The organism is Aeromonas aquatica (assembly GCF_000764655.1).
GTDB classification, from domain to species: Bacteria; Pseudomonadota; Gammaproteobacteria; order Enterobacterales; family Aeromonadaceae; genus Aeromonas; species Aeromonas aquatica.
Genome location: NZ_JRGL01000130.1, coordinates 1 through 18,805, shown reverse-complemented (window position 1 = coordinate 18,805; position 18,805 = coordinate 1). Strand labels below are relative to the sequence as shown.

Sequence of the window (18,805 nt, the reverse complement as noted above, 5' to 3'; positions counted from 1 at the left end):
AGGGTAACCCTGCAAGCCTTTTCACAGTTTTGAACACTGCTCCCAACCGGCAATTTCCTGCACCCGGCGGACAAGTTGGGGCGGTCGATTTTGCATAGAGTGGCCTGACCTACACACACAAGGAAGGCCACAATAATGAAAGTTCACCATCTCGCCATGACCCCTCTCGCCCTGACCATAGGCGCCCTGCTGCTGGCGGGTTGCAATGACAATGACTCCGCCCCCAAACCGACTCAGCCCAGCCTGGGTCACCGCACCGTCAGCCTGCTCGAGCAGGACGGCCTGCAGTTCAAGGATCTGGACGGCAGCGGTACCCTGACCCCCTATGAAGACTGGCGCCTTGGCGCCACCGAGCGGGCGCAGGATCTGGTAGGCAGGCTCTCCCTGGCCCAGAAGGCGGGCCTGATGATGCACGGTACCCTGGTGCTGGACGCAGACGGGCGGGTCAACCTCACCGCCATGGACAAGATGCTGCGCGAGGATGGCGTCAATACCTTCATCACCCGCATGGCGGGGGATCCGGCGGCCATCGCCGAGGACAACAACCGGTTGCAGGCGCTGCTGGAAGGGGTGGGGCTCGGCATTCCCATGACCGTCAGCACGGATCCCCGCAACCACTTCACCCATGATCCCAACGCCACCAGCATAGGTGCTGGCGCCTTCTCCCAATGGCCCGAGACCCTGGGGCTGGCCGCCATCGGCGACGCCGCCCTGGTGCAGCGCTTCGGCGACATCGCCCGCCAGGAGTACCGCGCCGTTGGCATCCACGAGGCGCTATCGCCCCAAGCGGATCTCGCGACCGAGCCGCGCTGGGGTCGCATCAACGGCACCTTCGGCGAGAACAACCAGCTCGCCAAGTCCCTGGTCAAGGCCTACATCGAGGGCTTCCAGCAGGGGAACAAGGGCATAGGCAAGGAGAGCGTCGTCACCGTCGTCAAGCACTTCGCCGGGGCCGGTCCCCAGAAGGACGGGCTGGATGCCCACAACCCCTGGGGCAAGGAGCAGGTCTATCCGGGGGGTCAGTTCGCCTATCATCTGGTGCCGTTCGAGGGCGCCTTCGAGGCCAAGGTGGGGGCCGTCATGCCTTACTACGCCCTGCCGGAGGGATTGACTTATGAGGGTCAGGCCATCGAGGAGGTGGGCTTTGGTTTCAACCGCCAGATCATCACCGATCTGCTGCGGGGCCACTTCAAGTTCGACGGCGTGGTGCTGAGCGACTGGGGCATCATCAATGACTGCAACGCCCGCTGCGAGGAGGGGCTGAGCCAGGCGCAGGTGGATGCCGGCGTCAGCCCCTGGACGGTGCCCTTTGGCATGTCATGGGGAGTGGAGAAGCTGACCAAGGCCGAACGTTACGCCAAGGCTATCGCGGCCGGGGTGGATCAGTTTGGCGGGGTGGAAGATCCGGGGCCCCTGCTGGCGGCGGTGCAGAGCGGCCTGGTGACGGAAGCGGCTATCTCGGCCTCGGCTAAGCGGATCCTCGAGCAGAAGTTCGAGCTGGGACTGTTTGAGAACCCCTATGTGGACACCCAGGCGGCGGTCGCCCTGGTGGGCAAGGCCGAGTTCCAGCAGGAGGCCCAGGCGGCCCAGGCGGCGTCCCACGTCTTGCTCAAGAATGAGGGCGCCTTGCTGCCACTCAAGGCCGAGGGCAAACGGGTCTATCTCCATAACGTCAATGCCGAGGTGGCGACGGCCAATGGCTATACGGTGGTGACGGATCTGGCCCAGGCCGATCTCGCCATCGCTAGGGTCAATGCCCCCGGCGAGCAGGATCCCCGCTTCCCGTTCGGCAGCATCCACTTCGGTCAGCTCGGCTTTGCCAGCAGCGATCAGCTGGTGCAGGAGACGGCCCACGAGGGGATCTACCATGGCGGCGACGACTTGGCGGCCATCCAGGCCATAGAGCAGGCGGGGGTGCCCCTGGTGCTGTCGGTCTATCTGGACAGACCGGCCATCCTGACCGAGGTGGCCCCGGCCGCCAAGGTGCTGCTTGCCAACTTCGGGGCCCTGGATCAGGCGCTGTTCGATGTCATCAGCGGCAAGGCCAAGGCCCGTGGCAAGCTGCCCTTCGAGCTGCCCTCCAACTGGCAGGCGGTGCTGAACCAGGCCTCGGACGTGGCGAGCGACTCGGTCAACCCCCTCTATGCCTATGGCGCCGGGTTGGCGTATTGAGTCTCCCAAGATCACGAGATGATGAACAAGGCGCCTGCGGGCGCCTTTTCTATGGGGACCATCGAGGATACCGGTTTGGCGCGAGAGGTAGGCTTGGGCATAATGGCGACCCACAGAGGAGATCCTATGAAATTTATCGGTGCCCACGTCAGTGCGGCCGGCGGGGTAGAGAACTGCATCGCTCGCGCCCAGGCCATCGGGGCCAACGCCTTCGCCCTGTTCACCAAGAACCAGCGCCAGTGGCAGGCGGCGCCCCTGTCGGACGCCAGCATCCGCGCCTTCAAGCTGGCCTGCGACAAGGCAGGCTTTCGCCCCGAGCAGATCCTGCCCCACGACAGCTACCTCATCAACCTGGGTCATCCCGACCCGGATGCCCTGGCCAAGTCCCGGGATGCGTTCCTGGACGAGATCAAGCGCTGCGAGCAGCTCGGTCTCTGCTACCTGAACTTCCACCCCGGCAGCCACCTCAAACAGATCCCGGAGGCCGCCAGCCTCAAGCTCGTGAGCGAGTCCATCAACTGGGCGCTGGAGCGCAGTGAAGGGGTCAGTGCCATCATAGAGAACACCGCCGGTCAGGGCACCAACCTCGGCTGGTCGTTCGAGCACCTGGCGACCCTCATCGAGGGGGTGGAGGACAAGGGCCGGGTCGGCATCTGCTTCGACACCTGCCACGCCTTCGCCGCCGGCTACGATCTGCGCACCCCCGAGAGCTGCGCCGCCGTGTTTGCCGAGTTCGATCGGATCGTGGGTTTCGAGTACCTCAAGGGGATGCATATCAACGGCGCCAAGTGCAGCTTCGGTAGCCGGGTCGATCGCCACCACAGCCTGCGCGAGGGCAACCTGGGGGAGGCGGTGTTCCACCACATCATGAACGACGCGCGCTTCGACGGCATCCCGCTGATCCTCGAGACCATAGACGAGTCCATCTGGGGCGACGAGATAAGCTGGCTGCGCAGCCTGGCCAAGGCATAAGAGTCAGGGCCATCAATAAAGTGGTATCAGGAGACAAGATGCAACCACAAAAGATGCCGGCAACCCTGCGCTGGGGGATCGCCGGAGCGGGGGCGATAGCGCGCCGTTTCTGCCAGGATGTGAACCTGCACGCCGGCGCGGGACGGGTGCTGGCGATCGCCGCCCGTGATCAGGGGCGGGCGCAGATCTTTGCCGACGAGCAAGGCCTGCCGCTGGCCTATGGCAGCTACCAGGCGCTGGCTCAGAGCTCGGAGGTGGACGCCGTCTACGTGGCGGTGATCCACCCCGAGCATGCCGAGCTGATCAAGCAGATGCTGCTCGCGGGCAAACACGTGCTGGTGGAAAAACCGGCGGTGACTAGGTTGGCGGATTGGGATGCGCTGGTGGCGCTCGCCCGCGAGCGCGGTCTGCTGCTGCAAGAAGCCATGAAGGTGATGTGCTTCCCCGCCATGCGCGAATTGCTGCAACGTTTGCCCGGGCTGCCCGCGCCGCACTCCCTGCGCGCCGCCTTCGGCTCGGCGCCGCCCCGGGAGGGCAAGCTGTTCGATCCGGCCCTGGACGGTGGCGCCGCCTGGGATGTGGGGGTCTATCCGCTCTGGCTCTACGCCGCCTTCTGTGAGCGGTTGGGGCTGGCAGCCGGGGAGCCCGGGGTCAGCCTGCAGCGGGCCCCCGGCGAGGTGGATCTGGTGGCTGACTTTGCCTTTGGCGGGCCGCTTTGTGCCGAGCTCGGCGCCTCCATCATCGAGGATCTCGACAAGGCCGCCTACCTGAGTGGCGGTGAGGGGAATGAGCGCTGGGAGCTGGTCATCGAGGGCAAGTGGTGGAATCCGCAAACGGTACGCTGGCTCGCGGGGGAACCCCTTGCCGCCTGGCCAGGCGACATAGTGCTGCCGGTGGAGGGGGGCGGCATGCAGCACGAGGCGGATCACTTCGCCCGCTGCGTTGCCGAAGGGCTGCTGGACTCCCCCTGGGTGCCCCAGGCCCTGACACGCCGGGTGCTGGGCTGGGTCGAAGCTGGGCTGGCGTCGGCGCACGATAGAGAGGCGTGATCACCTCGGTAGGTATCGGCTTGATCAACAGAGGGCGCTAAGGCGCCCTCTGTGTTATCCGGCAACTGCGCCAGGATGAGCGATGCGCTCAGGCGTCAGGCAGGCTCTGCTTGCGGCAGAAGGCCAGGAAATGGCGCAAGGCGGCGGAGTGGTACTTCTGCTTGTGCCAGACGAGGGAGAGCTGACGGGGGAAGCGGCGGTTGAGGGTGAGGGCGACCAGCCGACCGCTCGCGAGCCTGTCCGAGACCGCGAGGCGGGAAACGAAGGAGAGGCCGAGGCCGTGCTCCACCGCCAGCATCGCCGCCTCCAGGGTATTGAACTCGAGCCCCGCCCGCCAGCGCGGCAATTTGGGCTGGAGTTGCTGTTCGAACTGCTCGCGACTGCCGGATTGGGGCTCGCGCAGCACCCAGGTCTCGTCGGCCAGCTGGCTCAGGGGCAGCTCGAGCCGATCGGCCAGGGGGTGATGGGGCGGCGCTATGATCAGCATCTCGTCCTCGAGCCAGGGTTCGCTCAGCAGATCCGGGTGGTGGTTCTCCCCCTCGATCAGCGCCAGATCCAGCTCGAAGTGGGCGAGGGCGTGGCACAGCAGGTGGGTGTTGGCGATGGTCACCCGAGGCGGCAACCCGAGCTCATGAGCGCTGTCGGCCAGCAGGCTGGGCAACAGATAGTTGCCTATGGTCTGGCTGGCGCCGAGCCGCAGCTGGCCGCTCGGCTCGGCATCCGGGCTGAACAGCTGCTCTATCTCTTGCATCCGGGTCAGCAGCTCCTCGGCGGCCGGTTGCAGCAGGCGCCCCTCGTTGTTGAGCTGCAACCTGGGGTGCACTCGGTCGAACAGCGGGGTGGCGAGCTGGCGCTCCAGTTCCTGCAACGACTGGGAGACGGCCCCCTTGCTCAGGAAGAGTTCGTTGGCCGCACCGCCTAAATTACCGTGGCGGGCGATGGTGGCGAACACCTTGAGTTGCTGCAGGGTCAGCTTCATGTGTTTAGTTTTCCTTAACGCTTAATTCAATTCATTTAGATATCGTAAACGATAGTCCCCCCTTATCCTATGCCCATCGTCATCAAGAAGAGGGTATCAGACATGATCGCACGCACCCGCCGCTCCCTGGCCTCAGCCCCGACCCCCATGGCCGGGCTGGCTCTCGGGATCGCCAGCCTCGGCTGGTGTTGGGAAAACGCCGGTCAGTTCGATGGTCGTCTGCAACTGCTGGGCGCCGCCATCGCCGCCGCGCTGCTCCTGATCCTCACCGGCAAGTTCCTGTTGCACCCGCGCCTGCTGTGGCAGGATCTCGCTCATCCCGTGGTGGGCAGCGTGGTGCCCACCTATGCCATGGCCACCATGGTGGTCTCCAAGGCCGTCGGCATGCTGGTGCCGGCACTCGGCCAGGGGCTCTGGTTGTTCGCCGTGGTACTGCATCTGGTGTTCCTCGCCACCTTCATCTGGCACAGGGCGAAAGAGTTCGAGCTCCATCACATGGTGCCGAGCTGGTTCGTGCCGCCGGTCGGGATCATCGTGGCCGATGTAGCCTACCCGGGTGGCCCCTTCGCCGGGCTGGCCGAGGGTCTGCTCTGGTTCGGCATGATCTGCTACGGCCTGATGCTGCCGCTGATGCTCTATCGCCTCATCTTCAGCCACGAGGTGCCGGACGCGGCCAAGCCGACCATCGCCATCCTGGCGGCACCCGCCAGCCTGTCCCTCGCCGGCTACCTGACGGTGAGCGAGGAGCCCTCCTTGCTGCTGGTGGCCACCCTGCTCGGGATCGCCATCCTGATGACAGGCATCATCTACCTGGCCTTCATCAAGCTGCTGCGTCTGCCGTTCTCCCCGGGCTTTGCCGCCTTCACCTTCCCGCTGGTGATCGGCGCCACCGCCCTGTTCAAGGTCGGCCATCTGCTGGGGCAGTGGCCAGAGGCGGCTCACTATGCACAGCAGATCAATCTGCTGGCTCACCTCGAGCTCGGTGCGGCCACCCTGATCGTGGGCTATGTGGCGCTGCGTTACCTGATGTTCTTCCTGCCGCTGAGCCAGCGGGACGTGCTGAGCCAACCGCTGCATCGCTGACCCGCTTGCAAGCCCTGAACAAGACACCCCGCCTGGCGGGGTGTCTTGCATGAAAGCCCCGTAAACCGGGACCTGGCGGGAAAATATCCCCTCATGACAAGCGCTGACCGACGGTGCCCCTGTCAAGGTGAGAGTCGGCTCAAATACTCGCTCATTAAGGCGATATTAAGGTGGTTTTCACTGGTATTACCTGTCAGGATGGCCGTAATTGCCCACTGCCACCGTTCAATCGTATTCATGTCCTCTCAAGATCCCGTGTTTGACTCCTCTTTTCAGCCCCGTTTGTTGCACCCGCGCTACTGGTTGAGCTGGTTCGCTCTTGGCGCCCTCGGTGTGCTCGCCTTCGTGCCGCCGCGCTGGCGTGACAAGCTGGCCGATCTGCTGGCGCCCCTGGTGCTGAAGATCTCCAAGAAGCAGGTCTATATCGCCCGCACCAACCTCGCCATCTGTTTCAAGGAGCAGAGCGAGGCCGAGCGCGACGCCATCCTGATGACCTCCATCCGGGTCGGGCTCAAGAGTCTGCTCGGCTTTGGCGAGTTTACCTGGCGCAGCCCCGACTACCTGATGAAGCGTATTGCGGTCAGCGGGTGGGAACACATCGAAGCCGAGCAGGCCGCCGGCCGGCCGGTGATCCTGGTGGTGCCCCACAGCTGGCCCATCGATGCGGCCGGTTACTACTTCTCCCAGCAGGGGGTGCCCATGTGCACCATGATGAAGAGCGCCCGCAACCCCGTGTTCGACTGGCACATCAACCGTGAACGGGCCAAGAATGGCTGCCGCGTCTACGAGCGCAGTGCCGGCATCAAGCCGGTGATCAAGGCGGTCAAGTCGGGCTTGAGTTTCTTCTACCTGCCGGATCAGGATCATGGCCGCGAGGCGAGCATCTTTGCCCCCTTCTTCAATCATCCCAAGGCGACCCTGCCGGCCTTGCCCCGGCTGGTGAAGCTGACCCGCGCCAAGGCGGTGCCCGTGCTGGCCTGCTATGACGAGGCGGCGCACTGCTACCGGCTGGAGATAGAGGCGCCCTTCGCCGACTACCCGAGCGAGGATCTGCTGGCAGACACCTGCCGCATGAACGATTGCGTGCAGCAGCAACTGACGCGCCACCCGGGTCAGTACATGTGGTTCCTCAAGATCTTCGATACCCGCGAGGATCAGGAGGGGGAAGACGGCCTCTACGAAGAGGGGATCCGCCGCATCCGCAAGGGGCTCTCGCCCCATCCCTGAACCCCTGCTGAATCACTCAGTTGCAAATGGCCCCAAGTGGGCCATTCTTTATTTCTAACTAGTCTGATCAGTGACTTGGCGCGGCCCCTCGGGAGCCTCAGGGTAGAAAAAAATGTCAGGATCACTAAAATAACGGTTTGTTTTGACGATTCGATGGCGACCATGTCCGCACAAGATCCGGTGTTCGACACCTCATTTCATCCCGGTCTGCTCAACCCACGCTGGTGGGGTAGCTGGCTGGCCCTCGCACTGCTCTCCCTGCTGGCCTGGATCCCGGCCAGGTATCGCGACCGACTGGCCGATGGGTTGGCACCGCTGTTGTTGCGTTTCTCCAGGAAGCAGGCCTACATCGCCGAGACCAACCTCAAGATCTGCTTCCCCGCCCTGGATGCGGCCGGGCGCGAGGCTTTGCTGCTCAAGTCCATCCGCACCGGCCTCAAGACCTTCATGGGCTTTGGCGAGCTGACCTGGCGCAGCAAGGCGTTCCTCAAGGGGCGCATCAAGGTGCGCGGCTGGGAGCATATCGCCGCCGAGCTGGCGGCCGGGCGCCCGATGATCTTGGTGGTGCCCCACACCTGGGCGGTGGACACCATTGGCCGCTATCTGACCGATGAGGGGGTGCCCCTGTGCACCATGATGAAGAGCCCCAAGGATCCGGTGTTCGACTGGTACATCAACCGGGAACGCAGCAAGGGTGGGCGGGTGTACGAGCGCAGCGTGGGCATCAAGCCGGCCATCAAGGCCCTGCGCGGCGGTGACAGCTTCTTCTACCTGCCGGATCAGGATCATGGCCGGGAGGCGAGCATCTTCGTGCCCTTCTTCGGCCATCCCAAGGCGACCCTGCCGGCCCTGCCCAAGCTGGTGAAGCTGACCGGCGCCAGAGCCGTGCCCATCCTGGCCTGCTATGACGAGGATGAACACTGCTACCGGCTGGAGGTGGAGCCGCCCTTCGACCCTTATCCCACGGCGGATCTGGTGGCGGACGTCAATGCTATGAACCGCATGGTGGAGCGCCAACTCGGCCGCTTCCCGGAGCAGTACATGTGGTTTCTCAAGATCTTCGAGACCCAGGAACATCAGCAAGGGGAGGACGGCCTTTATGAGGAAGGGATAAGGCGCATCCGTCAGGGCTTGCCACCCGAGCCATGAACCGGCGGTCCGTCTGGCCCTGATGGCGACGGGCATGAGAAAGGTTCGTTTGTCCCCTGTTTTTGCGCCGTCCTGCCGAGTTGGGCAAGGGCTGGCAGGGGATCCTGGCGCGGCAGGGCGCAAAGAGTGTAAAACAGGCCGGTGGCGGACGCTCTCGTCCTACGCAAACAAGGTGCAAACAAGGTGCAAACAAGGTGCAAATAAGGTGCAAATAAGGTAAAAGGGCGGTCATGAAAATTCCAAATCGAATCCAACCTCTGGTTGATGACGGCCTGGTCGACGATGTCATCAGCCGGCTGATGAGCGGCAAAGAAGCCGACGTCTATGTGGTGCGCTGCGGCGACGAGATCCGCTGCGCCAAAGTCTATAAAGAGGCGGCCAAACGCAGCTTCAAACAGGCCGTGGTCTATCAGGAAGGGCGCAAGGTGCGCAACAGCCGCAGCGCCCGCGCCATGGAGAAAGGCTCCAAGTACGGCCGCAAGCAACACGAAGAGGTGTGGCAGAACACCGAGGTGGACGCCCTGTTCAAGCTGGCCGCCGCCGGTGTGCGGGTGCCGCAACCCTATGTCTGCCTCGATGGCGTGTTGTTGATGGAGCTTATCACCGACGAGGAGGGCAACGTGGCGCCGCGCCTCAACGACGTGGCGCTCAGCCCCGAGCAGGCCCTGGCCGATCACGCCAAGGTGATCCGTTACGTGGTGCGCATGCTCTGCGCCGGCCTCATCCACGGGGATCTCTCCGAGTTCAACGTGCTGGTGGACAACCAAGGCCCCGTCATCATCGACCTGCCCCAGGTGGTGGATGCCGCCGCCAACAATCAGGCCAAGGCGATGCTGGAGCGGGACGTCAACAACATGCGCAACTACTACGGCATGTATGCCCCCGAGCTGCTCAAGACTCGCTATGCCAAGGAGATGTGGGCGCTGTTCGAAGACGGCAAGCTCACCCCGGAATCCGAGCTGACCGGCCTGTTCGAGGAGAGCACCGAGGCCATCGACATCGATGCCGTGCTGCACGAGATCGAGAGCGCGGAAGAGGAGGCGATGGAGCGTCGGGCCCGCATGAAGGCCGAGCAGGAAGAAGAGTTCTGATGCGAACTTGAGGTGCTCCCTCTGCCTACACCCTCTGTGTTGGGGTGCCGGTCTTTAGCAAGCTGGTTGTGGAAGGGTACCGCAATAATGATGAGGGGCAATGTGCCCCTCTTCGTTTAAACGGCGGACCCAGCCGGGAGCCTGAGCCCACTGAACAAGTCGGGTCAGCAAGCCAGCCGATTGGCGCGGCGCGCAACCACAAACACCAGCGTACACAAGACGATCGGCACCAGAAAATCCAGAACACTCCCCAGTTCCCAGACTCTGGGATCGAATCCGCCCCACCAGGGCATGTTGGCCCTCCGCCCCTGGCCGAACAGCGCTATCCACCTGTATTCCGCCTGTGTCTGCTCCCGTGCCACAAACCATATGCACCCAATGAGGCCGCCATATCCCCAATGCCCCAAACGATATCCGATCAGAGCCTGTATCGAGACCGCTGCGCTGGCGTGATAGAAGGGAGATAAATCCATAAACAATCCTTGGTACTCACCGAGAGAGCCCGCCACCTGCTTTGTGTAAACGGCCTGTGCCAATGCGGGTAAGCGGGTCTGCGGGCAGCTTTTTGTAGATATATGCCGTTACGACATGCCTGCCTCGCCGGGATCAGAGCCCGGCCAGGGGCGGGGCGATGAGACGGGGGCCGGGGTACCCCGTCACCTCACCGAATCGCGGATGACCGCTCTCCCAATCCAGGGCGGCGGTACGAATGGCCTCCCTGTCAAAGCTCACGAAGTTCCACCAGATCTGCAGCGGCTGTGACAAGGGCTCACCACCGATCAGCAGCACGCGGGCGCCTGCGGCCAGCTCGACCTCCAGGCTCTGCTCTCCCGGCGGCAGATAGAGGAGCTGCTCGGGGGCCAGAGGCTCCCCGGCGATGCTCACTTGACCCTGCAGGGCGAAGAGCCCGTGCTCGAAGGCCGGGTCGAGGGACAGCCGTACCCGCTGCGCCTTACCGGCGTGCAGATCCAGCCCCAGGATGGGGGAGAAGCGCAGGGTCGGCGCGCTGCGGCCCTGATAGTCACCGATCAGCAGCGTGAAGGTGGCCTCCGCCTCCTGCCAGCGGGGCAGTGCGGGATAGTGATCGAAGCGGGGTTGGGTCTCCTGCTCGCCCTCTGGCAGCGCTATCCAGAGCTGGGCGGCGTGCAAGTCGGGGTGGCCTGCCAGCGACTCCTCGGTGTGGGCTATGCCGCGCCCGGCGGTCATCAGATTGACCTGGCCGGGGCGGATCACCTGCTCATGTCCCAGGCTGTCGCGGTGCAATATCTCCCCTGCCAGCATCCAGGTGAAGGTCTGCAGGCCGATGTGGGGATGAGGCCCCACGTCCAGGCCTGCCGCGCCGGGCGCAAAGCGGGTCGGCCCTATGTGATCGAGAAAACACCAGGGGCCTATGGTGCGCCGCTCCTTGACCGGAATGGCGCGGGCCACAGGGATGCCGCCCACGTCGGTGAGGCGGGAGGCAATGCGTTGCCACTGTTGTTCCATCTTGTGCTCCTTGCTGGGCGGTGATCCTGCTGCATCAGGATAGTGTATCCCTCGCGCTTGCCGAGAGGGATGGGTCAGGGCTAGCGGCGGCGGCCTCCGCCTCCGAAGCTGCGCATGGGGGTGAAACTCGGCCTTATCGTCGGTCTGACGGTGGGTGTGCGCACCGGGGTGACCATGGAGCGGGGGAGGTGCGGTCTGGCATCCACCCTGGGCTGGGTCCCGGGGGTCAAGATGCCGTTATTTGTCTTGGGCAGAGTAGAGGGGGTCAGTGCGCCGGTATTGTTGCTGGGCAGGGTGGAGGGTACCAGCAGACCGCCGTCGACCCTGGGCTGTGCCCCGGGTGTCAGCAAGCCGTTATCGACCCTTGGCTGTGCTCCGGGTGCCAGCAGGCCGTTATCGATCTTGGGCTGTGCTCCGGGTGTCAGCAAGCCGTTGTCGACCTTGGGCCGCGGCGTTGGCGCCAGCATGCCGTTATCGGCCCTGGGGAGAGTGCCGCCCTTGTAGTCCAGTGGTGAGCGCGGGCCCTTGTCCGGGTTGCTGACGCTGGGTCTGTTTTGCCGGTTGTCACGCAGCGCCTGTTGCTGCTCCGGCGTCATGGCATTCCAGCGGCCCGCCAGCTCGCCCCGCAGGGCGGCCACATCAGGCTGGCCATTGTTCTCCTGCCAATCCTGATACTTGTCCTTGATCTCCTGTTGGCGCTCAGGATCGAGCCCGCTCCACCACTTCTTGATCAGCTCGTCGAAATCCCCCTCGTTATCACAGCACCAGGGGTAGTAGTCATCCCAATAGCCGTAATAGTCGTCATACCACCAGTAAGAGGCGCCATAGTGACTGCCGTAATAGCCACCAGAGCCGACCCCCACGCTGCCGCCTGAGGAGGAGGAGGTGTTGCTGCAGCCTGCGAGGCCGAGGGCCAGCAGGGGGACAAAGAGGGCGATACGCATGGGGACTCCGCAACCTTGAAATGACGCAATGAACTGATGATAAAGTAAATATGCACTAATCCCGGCCCCGATGGCAGGCCTTTGCCGGATAAAACGGCCGCTTCCCACCTCCGCCACCTCGCGATAATTGCGGCCTGGCACTGTATGAACGTACAATAGTGCCATTCCAGAACCAATCCCTAGCCTGCATGACTGCGACTCAGACCCTATCCCCCCTCAGCCCACCCGTAGATGGCTTCATCCTGACCCGCCATGGGCGGGATGTGCGCGGTCGCACCGAAATCGTGATGTGGCTCTGGAGCGAACAGGGGCCGGTGCGGCTGGTAGTGCCGGGGCAGGAGCCGGTGTTCTTCCTGCCACAGAGCCACATGGAGGAGGCGGCCGAGCTGTTCAAGGGGGCCGGGGTGAGCGGGCGGTTTCGGCGCCTGCCCATGCACACCTTCGATGGGCGCGCCGTGGTGGGCTGTTATTTCGCCACCCTGAGCGCCTTTCACCGCGCCATCGAGCTGCTGTTGATCCGCGGCCTCGAGCACTTCGAGGCGGACATCCGGCTGCCGGAGCGCTACCTGATGGAGCGTTTCATCACCGCCGGGGTGCGCTTTGGCGGCAAGGCGTCCCACAAGGGCGGCAAACAGGGCCATTGGGAGGTGAACGAGGCGCGCTGTGCCCCCCAGGCGGTGACGCCGAGCCTCTCCTGGGTGTCGCTGGACGTGGAGTGCGCCATGGACGGGGCCCTGTTCTCGGTGGGGCTCTACAGCGAGCCGGATGCGCGGGTCATCATGATAGGTGCCCCCGAAGCGGGCGCCGAGGCGTGGGAGACGACCATCGAATGGGTGGCGGACGAGAGCGCCCTGCTCGGTGCGCTGGAGGCCTGGTTTGGCCGCCACGATCCCGATCTCGTGATCGGCTGGAACGTGGTCAACTTCGATTTTCGCCTGCTGCTGCGCCGGGCCGAGCTCAACAAGCGGCGGCTGCGGTTGGGACGGGGGCGCGAGCTCTGCTTCTGGCGCTCGTCTCGCAACGATCCCCAGACCGGCAACGTCATCATCCCGGGGCGCATGGTGCTGGACGGCATCGATACCCTCAAGAGTGCCACCTGGCAGTTTGCCAGCTACAGCCTGGATTCGGTGGCGAGCGAGCTGCTCGGCCGCGGCAAGGATATCGAGGACGTGGCGAACCGGGGGGAGAAGATCACCGAGCTGTTCCACTCCGACAAGGAGGCGCTGGCCCGCTACAACCTGGAGGACTGCAAGCTGGTGTGGGAGATCTTCGATCATTGCCACCTCATCGCCTTTGCCATCGAGCGTGCCTCCCTCACCGGCCTGGAGCTGGACCGGATCGGTGGCTCGGTGGCGGCCTTCACCAACCTCTATCTGCCACGGCTGCATCGCGGCGGCTATGTGGCCCCCAATCTGCCCGCCGATGGCGGCCTGGCGAGCCCGGGCGGCTATGTCATGGACTCCAAACCTGGGCTTTATCATCACGTGCTGGTGCTGGATTTCAAGAGCCTGTACCCCAGCATCATCCGCACCTTCTGCATCGACCCCATGGGGCTGGTGGAAGGCTTGCAACAGCCCAATACGGCTATTCCTGGCTTTCGCGGTGCCATGTTCTCCCGTACCAGGCACTTTTTGCCTGATCTCATCGCCACCCTGTGGGCGGCGCGAGACAGGGCCAAGGCGGCCAGCAACAAGGCGCTCTCCCAGGCCATCAAGATCATCATGAACTCCTTCTACGGGGTGCTGGGCTCCGGCGGCTGCCGCTTCTACGATCCGCGCCTTGCCTCCTCCATCACATTGCGCGGTCACGGCATCATGCAGCAGACCCGGGAGTGGATCGAAGGGCAGGGCTATCAGGTGATCTACGGCGACACCGACTCCACCTTCGTCCACCTCAACCGGGCGGTCAGCCCGCAAGAGGCGGACGAGATCGGCCGCAAGCTGGCTGCCATGATCAACGAGAACTGGATAAACCTGATCAGGCGCGAGTTCGACCTGCCCTGTTACCTCGAGATCGAATACGAGACCCACTACCGCCGCTTCCTGATGCCCACCATCCGCGGCCTCGAGAAAGGCAGCAAGAAGCGCTACGCCGGTCTGGTGGGAGAGGGCGAGGGGGAGCACCTGGTATTCAAGGGGCTGGAGACGGTGCGCACCGACTGGACAACCCTCGCCAAGCAGTTCCAGACCCGGCTCTATGAACTGGTGTTTCACGACGCCGATCCCAGCGGCTATGTGCGCACCATGGTGGATGAGACCCGGGCCGGTCAGCACGACGAACTGCTGGTCTACCGCAAGCGGCTGCGGCAAAAGCTTGAGGAGTATCAGAAGAATGTGCCGCCCCACGTGCGGGCCGCGCGTCTGGCGGACGAGGAGAACCTGCGCCGGGGCCGGCCCCAGCGCTACCAGCACAGGGGCACCATCGCCTACCTGATGACGGTAGTGGGGCCCGAGCCGCTCGAATACAGGCGCAGCGCCATCGACTACGAGCACTACATCGACAAGCAGCTGCGGCCCATCGCCGACGCCATCCTGCCCTTCATCGGTGAGTCGTTCGACCGGATCTGCGGCCAGCAGCTGGATCTCTTCTAGTCCGAAGGCGTGCAAGGCGTGGAGGGAAAAGAAGCGGGAGGGCGAGCTCAGACGGGGGCAGGCCTGGCCTCTGCTCCCGATTGGCAAGGTGCTGAAATGTAAAAAGCCCGCTCAATGAGCGGGCTTCTTTAATCTGGTGCGTCCTAGTGGATTCGAACCACCGACCCCCACCATGTCAAGGTGATGCTCTAACCAGCTGAGCTAAGGACGCAGGGTGCGCAAGGCGACTTTGTGTTTGCAGGGGAGTGGTGGGTTTAATTGGATTCGAACCAACGACCCCTACCATGTCAAGGTAGTGCTCTAACCAACTGAGCTATAAACCCACATCTGCAATCTATTCAAACTGTTATGGTGCGTCCTAGTGGATTCGAACCACCGACCCCCACCATGTCAAGGTGATGCTCTAACCAGCTGAGCTAAGGACGCATAACAGTGTTTTTCGTGATGGTGCGTCCTAGTGGATTCGAACCACCGACCCCCACCATGTCAAGGTGGTGCTCTAACCAGCTGAGCTAAGGACGCATCACGAAAAGTGGTGGGTTTAATTGGATTCGAACCAACGACCCCTACCATGTCAAGGTAGTGCTCTAACCAACTGAGCTATAAACCCACTTTTCATCACGCAAGCGAACACGACGTCGCTGGCGTGGTCGGCATACTACCCATGCCCCCCAAGGCTGTCAACAAGGGACATGCACAAAGGAGATTGTTTGCCCAGTTCTTGCGCAGCCTGTTGATTTTGCAGGCGAGCCGCCCTCATGAGCGGCTCGGCAAGCGCCCTTTTATTGGGCCCGGGAGAGGCTGGTGCAGGCCTCCGGACTCGAGAAGCGGCCATAGATGAGGCGCAGTCGGGCGCCCAGCATCAGGGCGGCGCCGGTCAGGCCGACGATGAAGCCCACCCAGAAGCCCTGCGGGCCCATGCGTGGCACCAGCCAGTCGGTCAGCCCCAGGATCATGCCGGTGGGCAGCCCCAGCCCCCAATAAGCGACGATGGTGACGTAGAAGATCGCCTTGGTGTCCTTGTAGCCACGCAGTGCCGCGGCCGCGACCACCTGTACCGAATCGGAGATCTGGTAGATGGCGGCGAAGAACAGCAAGGTGGCCGCCAGCGTGATCACCTGCATGTCCTCGGTGTAGATCCCCGCAATATGCTCGCGCAGCAGCACGGTGAGGGCGGCGGTGCCGGCGGCGACCGCCATGCCCAGCATCAGGCCGGTGCGGGCGGCGACGCGGGCGCTCGCCGGTTGACCTTCCCCTATGCTGTGGCCGACCCGGATGGTGACGCCCACGCCGATGGAGAGGGGTAGCATAAACACCAGGCTGGAGAAGTTCAGCGCTATCTGGTGGCTCGCCACCGTCTCCGCGCCAAAGGGGGCCAGCATCAGCGCCACCACGGTAAACAGGGTCACCTCGCAGAAGATGGCCATGGCGATGGGGAAGCCGAGCCGGAACAGGCGTGAAATCCGGCTGAAGTCGGGACGAGCGAGCTGGGCGAACAGGTTGATGGCCTTGAAGTGAGGGGAGAGCTTCACGTAGACGATCATCGCCAGCAGCATGGCCCAGAGCACCAGGGCGGTGGCCACGCCGCAGCCGACCCCGCCGAGCTTGGGCATGCCGAAGTGACCGTGGATGAAGACGTAGTTCGCGGGAATATTGACCGCCAGACCCACGAAGCCGATCACCATGGTGGGCATGGTGTGGGAGAGTCCCTCACTGAAGTTGCGCAGCACCTGGAACAGCACGAAGGCGGGCAGACCCCACATGATGGCGTGCAGGAAGCCGGTGGTCTTGGCGGCCATGACCGGATCCACGTCCATCAGATGCAGCGCCAGCGGGCTGAAATAGAGCGCCAGCATGGCGAAGGGGATCACGATCAGCGCCAGCCAGAAGCCCTGGTGCACGGCGGGGCGCACCTCGTCCCGCTTGCGGGCCCCGTTGAGCTGGGAGACGATGGGGGTGAGCGCCATGATGATGCCCTGGGTCAGCAAGATGATCGGCAGCCAGAAGCTGGAGGCCACCGACACCGCCGCGAGATCCACGGCACTGACCTGGCCCGCCATCACGGTATCGACGAAGCTCATGGCGACCTGGGCGACCTGGGCCACCAGAATGGGGCTGGCTAGGCGAACGAGTTGCTTCGCCTCGGACCAATAACGTTGCACTGACACCTCCGAATGGATCAGATAAAAGAGAAAGAACGGATGATTGAGAGGGGCTTTTGTCTCCTCGTCCCGGAGGAGACAAAATGCGGGGGTGTCATTCTAGCCTGAAAAATGGCCAATACGAAAGGTGTGGTGGCGCATTTTGGCGCGGGATCAGGCGTCTTCGTGATCGCTGATCAGCAGATTGGCGGCGGCATAGGCGGCCTGCTCGCGCAGCTCGCTTGGCACTCGCTCGTCGCTGGCCACGGCGTTGAGCGCCCTGATGGTGGCGGCAATCGCCTGCGGCACATAGCCCTGCTCCCCTGAGCCAATCTGGCTATAAGCGATACGAATGGCCTCACAACACTGATATACCTGCATTATTTCATCCTCAGTCGGCAAAGTGCACTGGTCGCCACTATAGCGATCGGGCCCGCGCTTGTCAGCCGGCGTGCTTGTCTTGGCCGGAGCCGGAGGTTAACCTGCCGGGGATTTTTGACACAGCAGGAGACGAGACATGTTCACCGGCATAGTACAGGGGACCGCCGAACTGGTGGCCTTCACCGAGCGCCCCCACTTTCGCACCCATGTGATCCGCATGCCCGATCCGGCCTGGGGTGAGGGGCTGGCGATCGGCGCCTCCGTGGCTCACAACGGCTGCTGCCTGACGGTTACCCGGATTGAGGGGGAGCTGGTCAGCTTCGATCTGATGCAGGAGACCCTGCGCCTCACCAACCTCGGCCAGCTGAAGGTGGGTGACAAGGTGAACCTGGAGCGGGCGGCCCGCTTTGGCGACGAGATAGGCGGTCACGCCATGTCAGGCCACATCATGGGCATGGCGGAAGTCAGCGTCGTCATCGACACCCCCGACAACCGTCAGGTCTGGTATCGCCTCGCCCCCGCGCTCATGAAGTACGTGCTGACCAAGGGCTATATCGGCATCGACGGCATCAGCCTGACCGTCGGCGAGGTGCGCGGCAACGAGTTCTGCGTCAACCTCATCCCCGAGACCCTGGCCCGCACCAACCTCGGCTGGGTCAAGGCCGGCTGGAGGACCAACATCGAGATCGATCCCCAGACCCAGGCCATTGTCGACACCGTAGAGCGGGTGCTGGCGGCGCGGGCTTAAGCCGACATCTCTTTATCGATGACAAGAGGCCAGCAGATTGCTGGCCTTTTTTGCATTCTACAGTCTGTTCATCTCGTTAAATTAAAGATAGGCAGTTCAAAAAACTGCCTGGCGCGGGACAACAAGGGTGCCCGGCGCCGTTAGAACAGCTGCTCGTCATCCGCATCCACAAACAGCTGCAGGCAGTCGCGTACCTCGTCCCGGTGCAGCCGCAGGTGGATGGGGTTGCAACAGGCCATGCAGTCCTCGTAGAACTCCTGATCCCCCTGGCTCGCATCGAGCTCGATCCGGGTGTGGTGGCCGCAGTGGGGGCAGACGATGCGCTTGCTGGTGTACTCGATCATGGTGACCTCCTGGGGCCGACTGGCCGCCTCTTTCCCCTGATTCTAGTCGGCAAGGGGCGCGGCAACCGCGAGCGAGCGCACGTTTAGGGCAGGGGCTGCGATGGGGGGGGCTGGGGTCTATCCCCCCGTTGTACAGACGAGCCCGGCTCTGGTTGCGTCGAATCCCTGCGCCAGCAGGGTGCCGCAATCCCGGCTCATTGAGTGACGAGGAAAATAAACAGCCCCGCATGGGCGGGGCTGATAACCGGGATCTGCATTTTCAGGCGGCTCAGGCTATCCAGCTGTCCAGCATGGACGCCATCCAGCTCGGCCAGGGAACTGAGCTGATACCCGGCGATGGCGAGACGGGGGCAGGGCGCATGGGAACGGTCAGCGCCTTGTTCTCCCGGCGACTCAGGTTATCCAGCGATCCAGCATGGTATCGTCCAGCTCGGCCAGCGATCGCAGCT

17 protein-coding genes and 5 tRNA genes are annotated in these 18,805 nt (G+C 63.5%); 9 read left to right on the top strand and 13 right to left on the bottom strand.

Translation table 11 applies throughout. The features are described 5' to 3' along the window. The first annotated feature begins 135 nt into the window (after positions 1–135). The 3 genes from LG30_RS0117400 (at position 136) to LG30_RS0117390 (ending at position 4,193) form a co-directional block, all read left to right on the top strand. Positions 136–2,172 carry a glycoside hydrolase family 3 protein gene (locus tag LG30_RS0117400; RefSeq protein WP_033131960.1) on the top strand — a complete coding sequence of 679 codons (2,037 nt, stop codon included), beginning with the start codon at positions 136–138 and terminating at the stop codon, positions 2,170–2,172. Between the two features lie 126 nt (positions 2,173–2,298). Further along, a complete protein-coding gene (nfo, locus tag LG30_RS0117395) occupies positions 2,299–3,144 on the top strand; it encodes a deoxyribonuclease IV (protein ID WP_033131959.1) in 846 nt (281 codons plus the stop codon). A gap of 38 nt (positions 3,145–3,182) precedes the next feature. Further along, positions 3,183–4,193, top strand: coding sequence for a Gfo/Idh/MocA family protein (locus LG30_RS0117390; protein ID WP_033131958.1), 1,011 nt, complete (start codon positions 3,183–3,185; stop codon positions 4,191–4,193). Positions 4,194–4,281: 88 nt separating this feature from the next. Here LG30_RS0117390 and LG30_RS0117385 read toward each other — a convergent pair whose 3' ends face one another. Next, positions 4,282–5,172, bottom strand: coding sequence for a LysR substrate-binding domain-containing protein (locus LG30_RS0117385; protein WP_033131957.1), 891 nt, complete (start codon positions 5,170–5,172; stop codon positions 4,282–4,284). A gap of 102 nt (positions 5,173–5,274) precedes the next feature. Between LG30_RS0117385 and LG30_RS0117380 the strand changes: the two genes are divergently transcribed. The 4 genes from LG30_RS0117380 to LG30_RS0117365 all read left to right on the top strand — a co-directional run bounded on the left by LG30_RS0117380 (position 5,275) and on the right by LG30_RS0117365 (position 9,722). Next, positions 5,275–6,255, top strand: coding sequence for a TDT family transporter (locus tag LG30_RS0117380; protein ID WP_033131991.1), 981 nt, complete (start codon positions 5,275–5,277; stop codon positions 6,253–6,255). Positions 6,256–6,492: 237 nt separating this feature from the next. Beyond that, positions 6,493–7,482, top strand: a complete 990-nt coding sequence (lpxM, locus tag LG30_RS0117375) for a lauroyl-Kdo(2)-lipid IV(A) myristoyltransferase (protein WP_033131956.1) — start codon at positions 6,493–6,495, stop codon at positions 7,480–7,482. A 153-nt stretch (positions 7,483–7,635) separates the two neighbouring features. Then, positions 7,636–8,631, top strand: coding sequence for an LpxL/LpxP family acyltransferase (locus LG30_RS0117370; RefSeq protein WP_033131955.1), 996 nt, complete (start codon positions 7,636–7,638; stop codon positions 8,629–8,631). Positions 8,632–8,861: 230 nt separating this feature from the next. Beyond that, complete coding sequence (locus LG30_RS0117365; RefSeq protein ID WP_033131954.1) at positions 8,862–9,722, top strand: PA4780 family RIO1-like protein kinase; 861 nt, start codon at positions 8,862–8,864, stop codon at positions 9,720–9,722. A gap of 164 nt (positions 9,723–9,886) precedes the next feature. On the opposite strand, the gene LG30_RS0117360 is transcribed toward LG30_RS0117365, so the two are convergent. From LG30_RS0117360 to LG30_RS21180, 3 genes are all read right to left on the bottom strand, one after another. Further along, positions 9,887–10,195 (bottom strand): hypothetical protein, encoded by a 309-nt coding sequence (locus LG30_RS0117360; protein ID WP_033131953.1) that lies wholly within the window; start codon positions 10,193–10,195, stop codon positions 9,887–9,889. Positions 10,196–10,328: 133 nt separating this feature from the next. Then, on the bottom strand, positions 10,329–11,207 hold the full coding sequence (locus tag LG30_RS0117355; RefSeq protein ID WP_033131952.1) for a pirin family protein: 879 nt from the start codon (positions 11,205–11,207) through the stop codon (positions 10,329–10,331). 80 nt (positions 11,208–11,287) lie between these two features. Further along, positions 11,288–12,151, bottom strand: coding sequence for a hypothetical protein (locus tag LG30_RS21180; RefSeq protein WP_052101163.1), 864 nt, complete (start codon positions 12,149–12,151; stop codon positions 11,288–11,290). Between the two features lie 188 nt (positions 12,152–12,339). Here LG30_RS21180 and LG30_RS0117345 point away from each other — a divergent pair, with 188 nt between their 5' ends. Continuing rightward, positions 12,340–14,742 (top strand): DNA polymerase II, encoded by a 2,403-nt coding sequence (locus LG30_RS0117345; RefSeq protein ID WP_033131951.1) that lies wholly within the window; start codon positions 12,340–12,342, stop codon positions 14,740–14,742. 134 nt (positions 14,743–14,876) lie between these two features. Here LG30_RS0117345 and LG30_RS0117340 read toward each other — a convergent pair. From LG30_RS0117340 to LG30_RS0117310, 7 genes are all read right to left on the bottom strand, one after another. Then, a tRNA-Val gene (locus LG30_RS0117340) sits at positions 14,877–14,953 on the bottom strand. Between the two features lie 35 nt (positions 14,954–14,988). After that, a tRNA-Val gene (locus LG30_RS0117335) sits at positions 14,989–15,065 on the bottom strand. A gap of 26 nt (positions 15,066–15,091) precedes the next feature. Beyond that, positions 15,092–15,168 (bottom strand) — tRNA-Val (locus LG30_RS0117330). Positions 15,169–15,187: 19 nt separating this feature from the next. Next, positions 15,188–15,264 (bottom strand) — tRNA-Val (locus LG30_RS0117325). Between the two features lie 11 nt (positions 15,265–15,275). After that, a tRNA-Val gene (locus LG30_RS0117320) sits at positions 15,276–15,352 on the bottom strand. A 172-nt stretch (positions 15,353–15,524) separates the two neighbouring features. Continuing rightward, the gene (locus LG30_RS0117315; protein WP_033131950.1) at positions 15,525–16,904 is read right to left on the bottom strand and encodes an MATE family efflux transporter; all 1,380 of its coding nucleotides are present in this window, start codon (positions 16,902–16,904) and stop codon (positions 15,525–15,527) included. Positions 16,905–17,057: 153 nt separating this feature from the next. Then, positions 17,058–17,264, bottom strand: a complete 207-nt coding sequence (locus LG30_RS0117310; protein ID WP_033131949.1) for a YaeP family protein — start codon at positions 17,262–17,264, stop codon at positions 17,058–17,060. 136 nt (positions 17,265–17,400) lie between these two features. Here LG30_RS0117310 and LG30_RS0117305 point away from each other — a divergent pair, with 136 nt between their 5' ends. Beyond that, positions 17,401–18,012 carry a riboflavin synthase gene (locus tag LG30_RS0117305; protein WP_033131948.1) on the top strand — a complete coding sequence of 204 codons (612 nt, stop codon included), beginning with the start codon at positions 17,401–17,403 and terminating at the stop codon, positions 18,010–18,012. 140 nt (positions 18,013–18,152) lie between these two features. Here the strand turns inward: LG30_RS0117305 and LG30_RS0117300 are convergent, their stop codons facing one another. Together LG30_RS0117300 and LG30_RS22790 are read right to left on the bottom strand one after the other, a co-directional pair. After that, the gene (locus LG30_RS0117300) at positions 18,153–18,356 is read right to left on the bottom strand and encodes a CPXCG motif-containing cysteine-rich protein (protein ID WP_033131947.1); all 204 of its coding nucleotides are present in this window, start codon (positions 18,354–18,356) and stop codon (positions 18,153–18,155) included. A 268-nt stretch (positions 18,357–18,624) separates the two neighbouring features. Then, positions 18,625–18,805: hypothetical protein (locus LG30_RS22790; RefSeq protein WP_238566448.1), on the bottom strand; the 181-nt coding region annotated here is incomplete at its 5' end.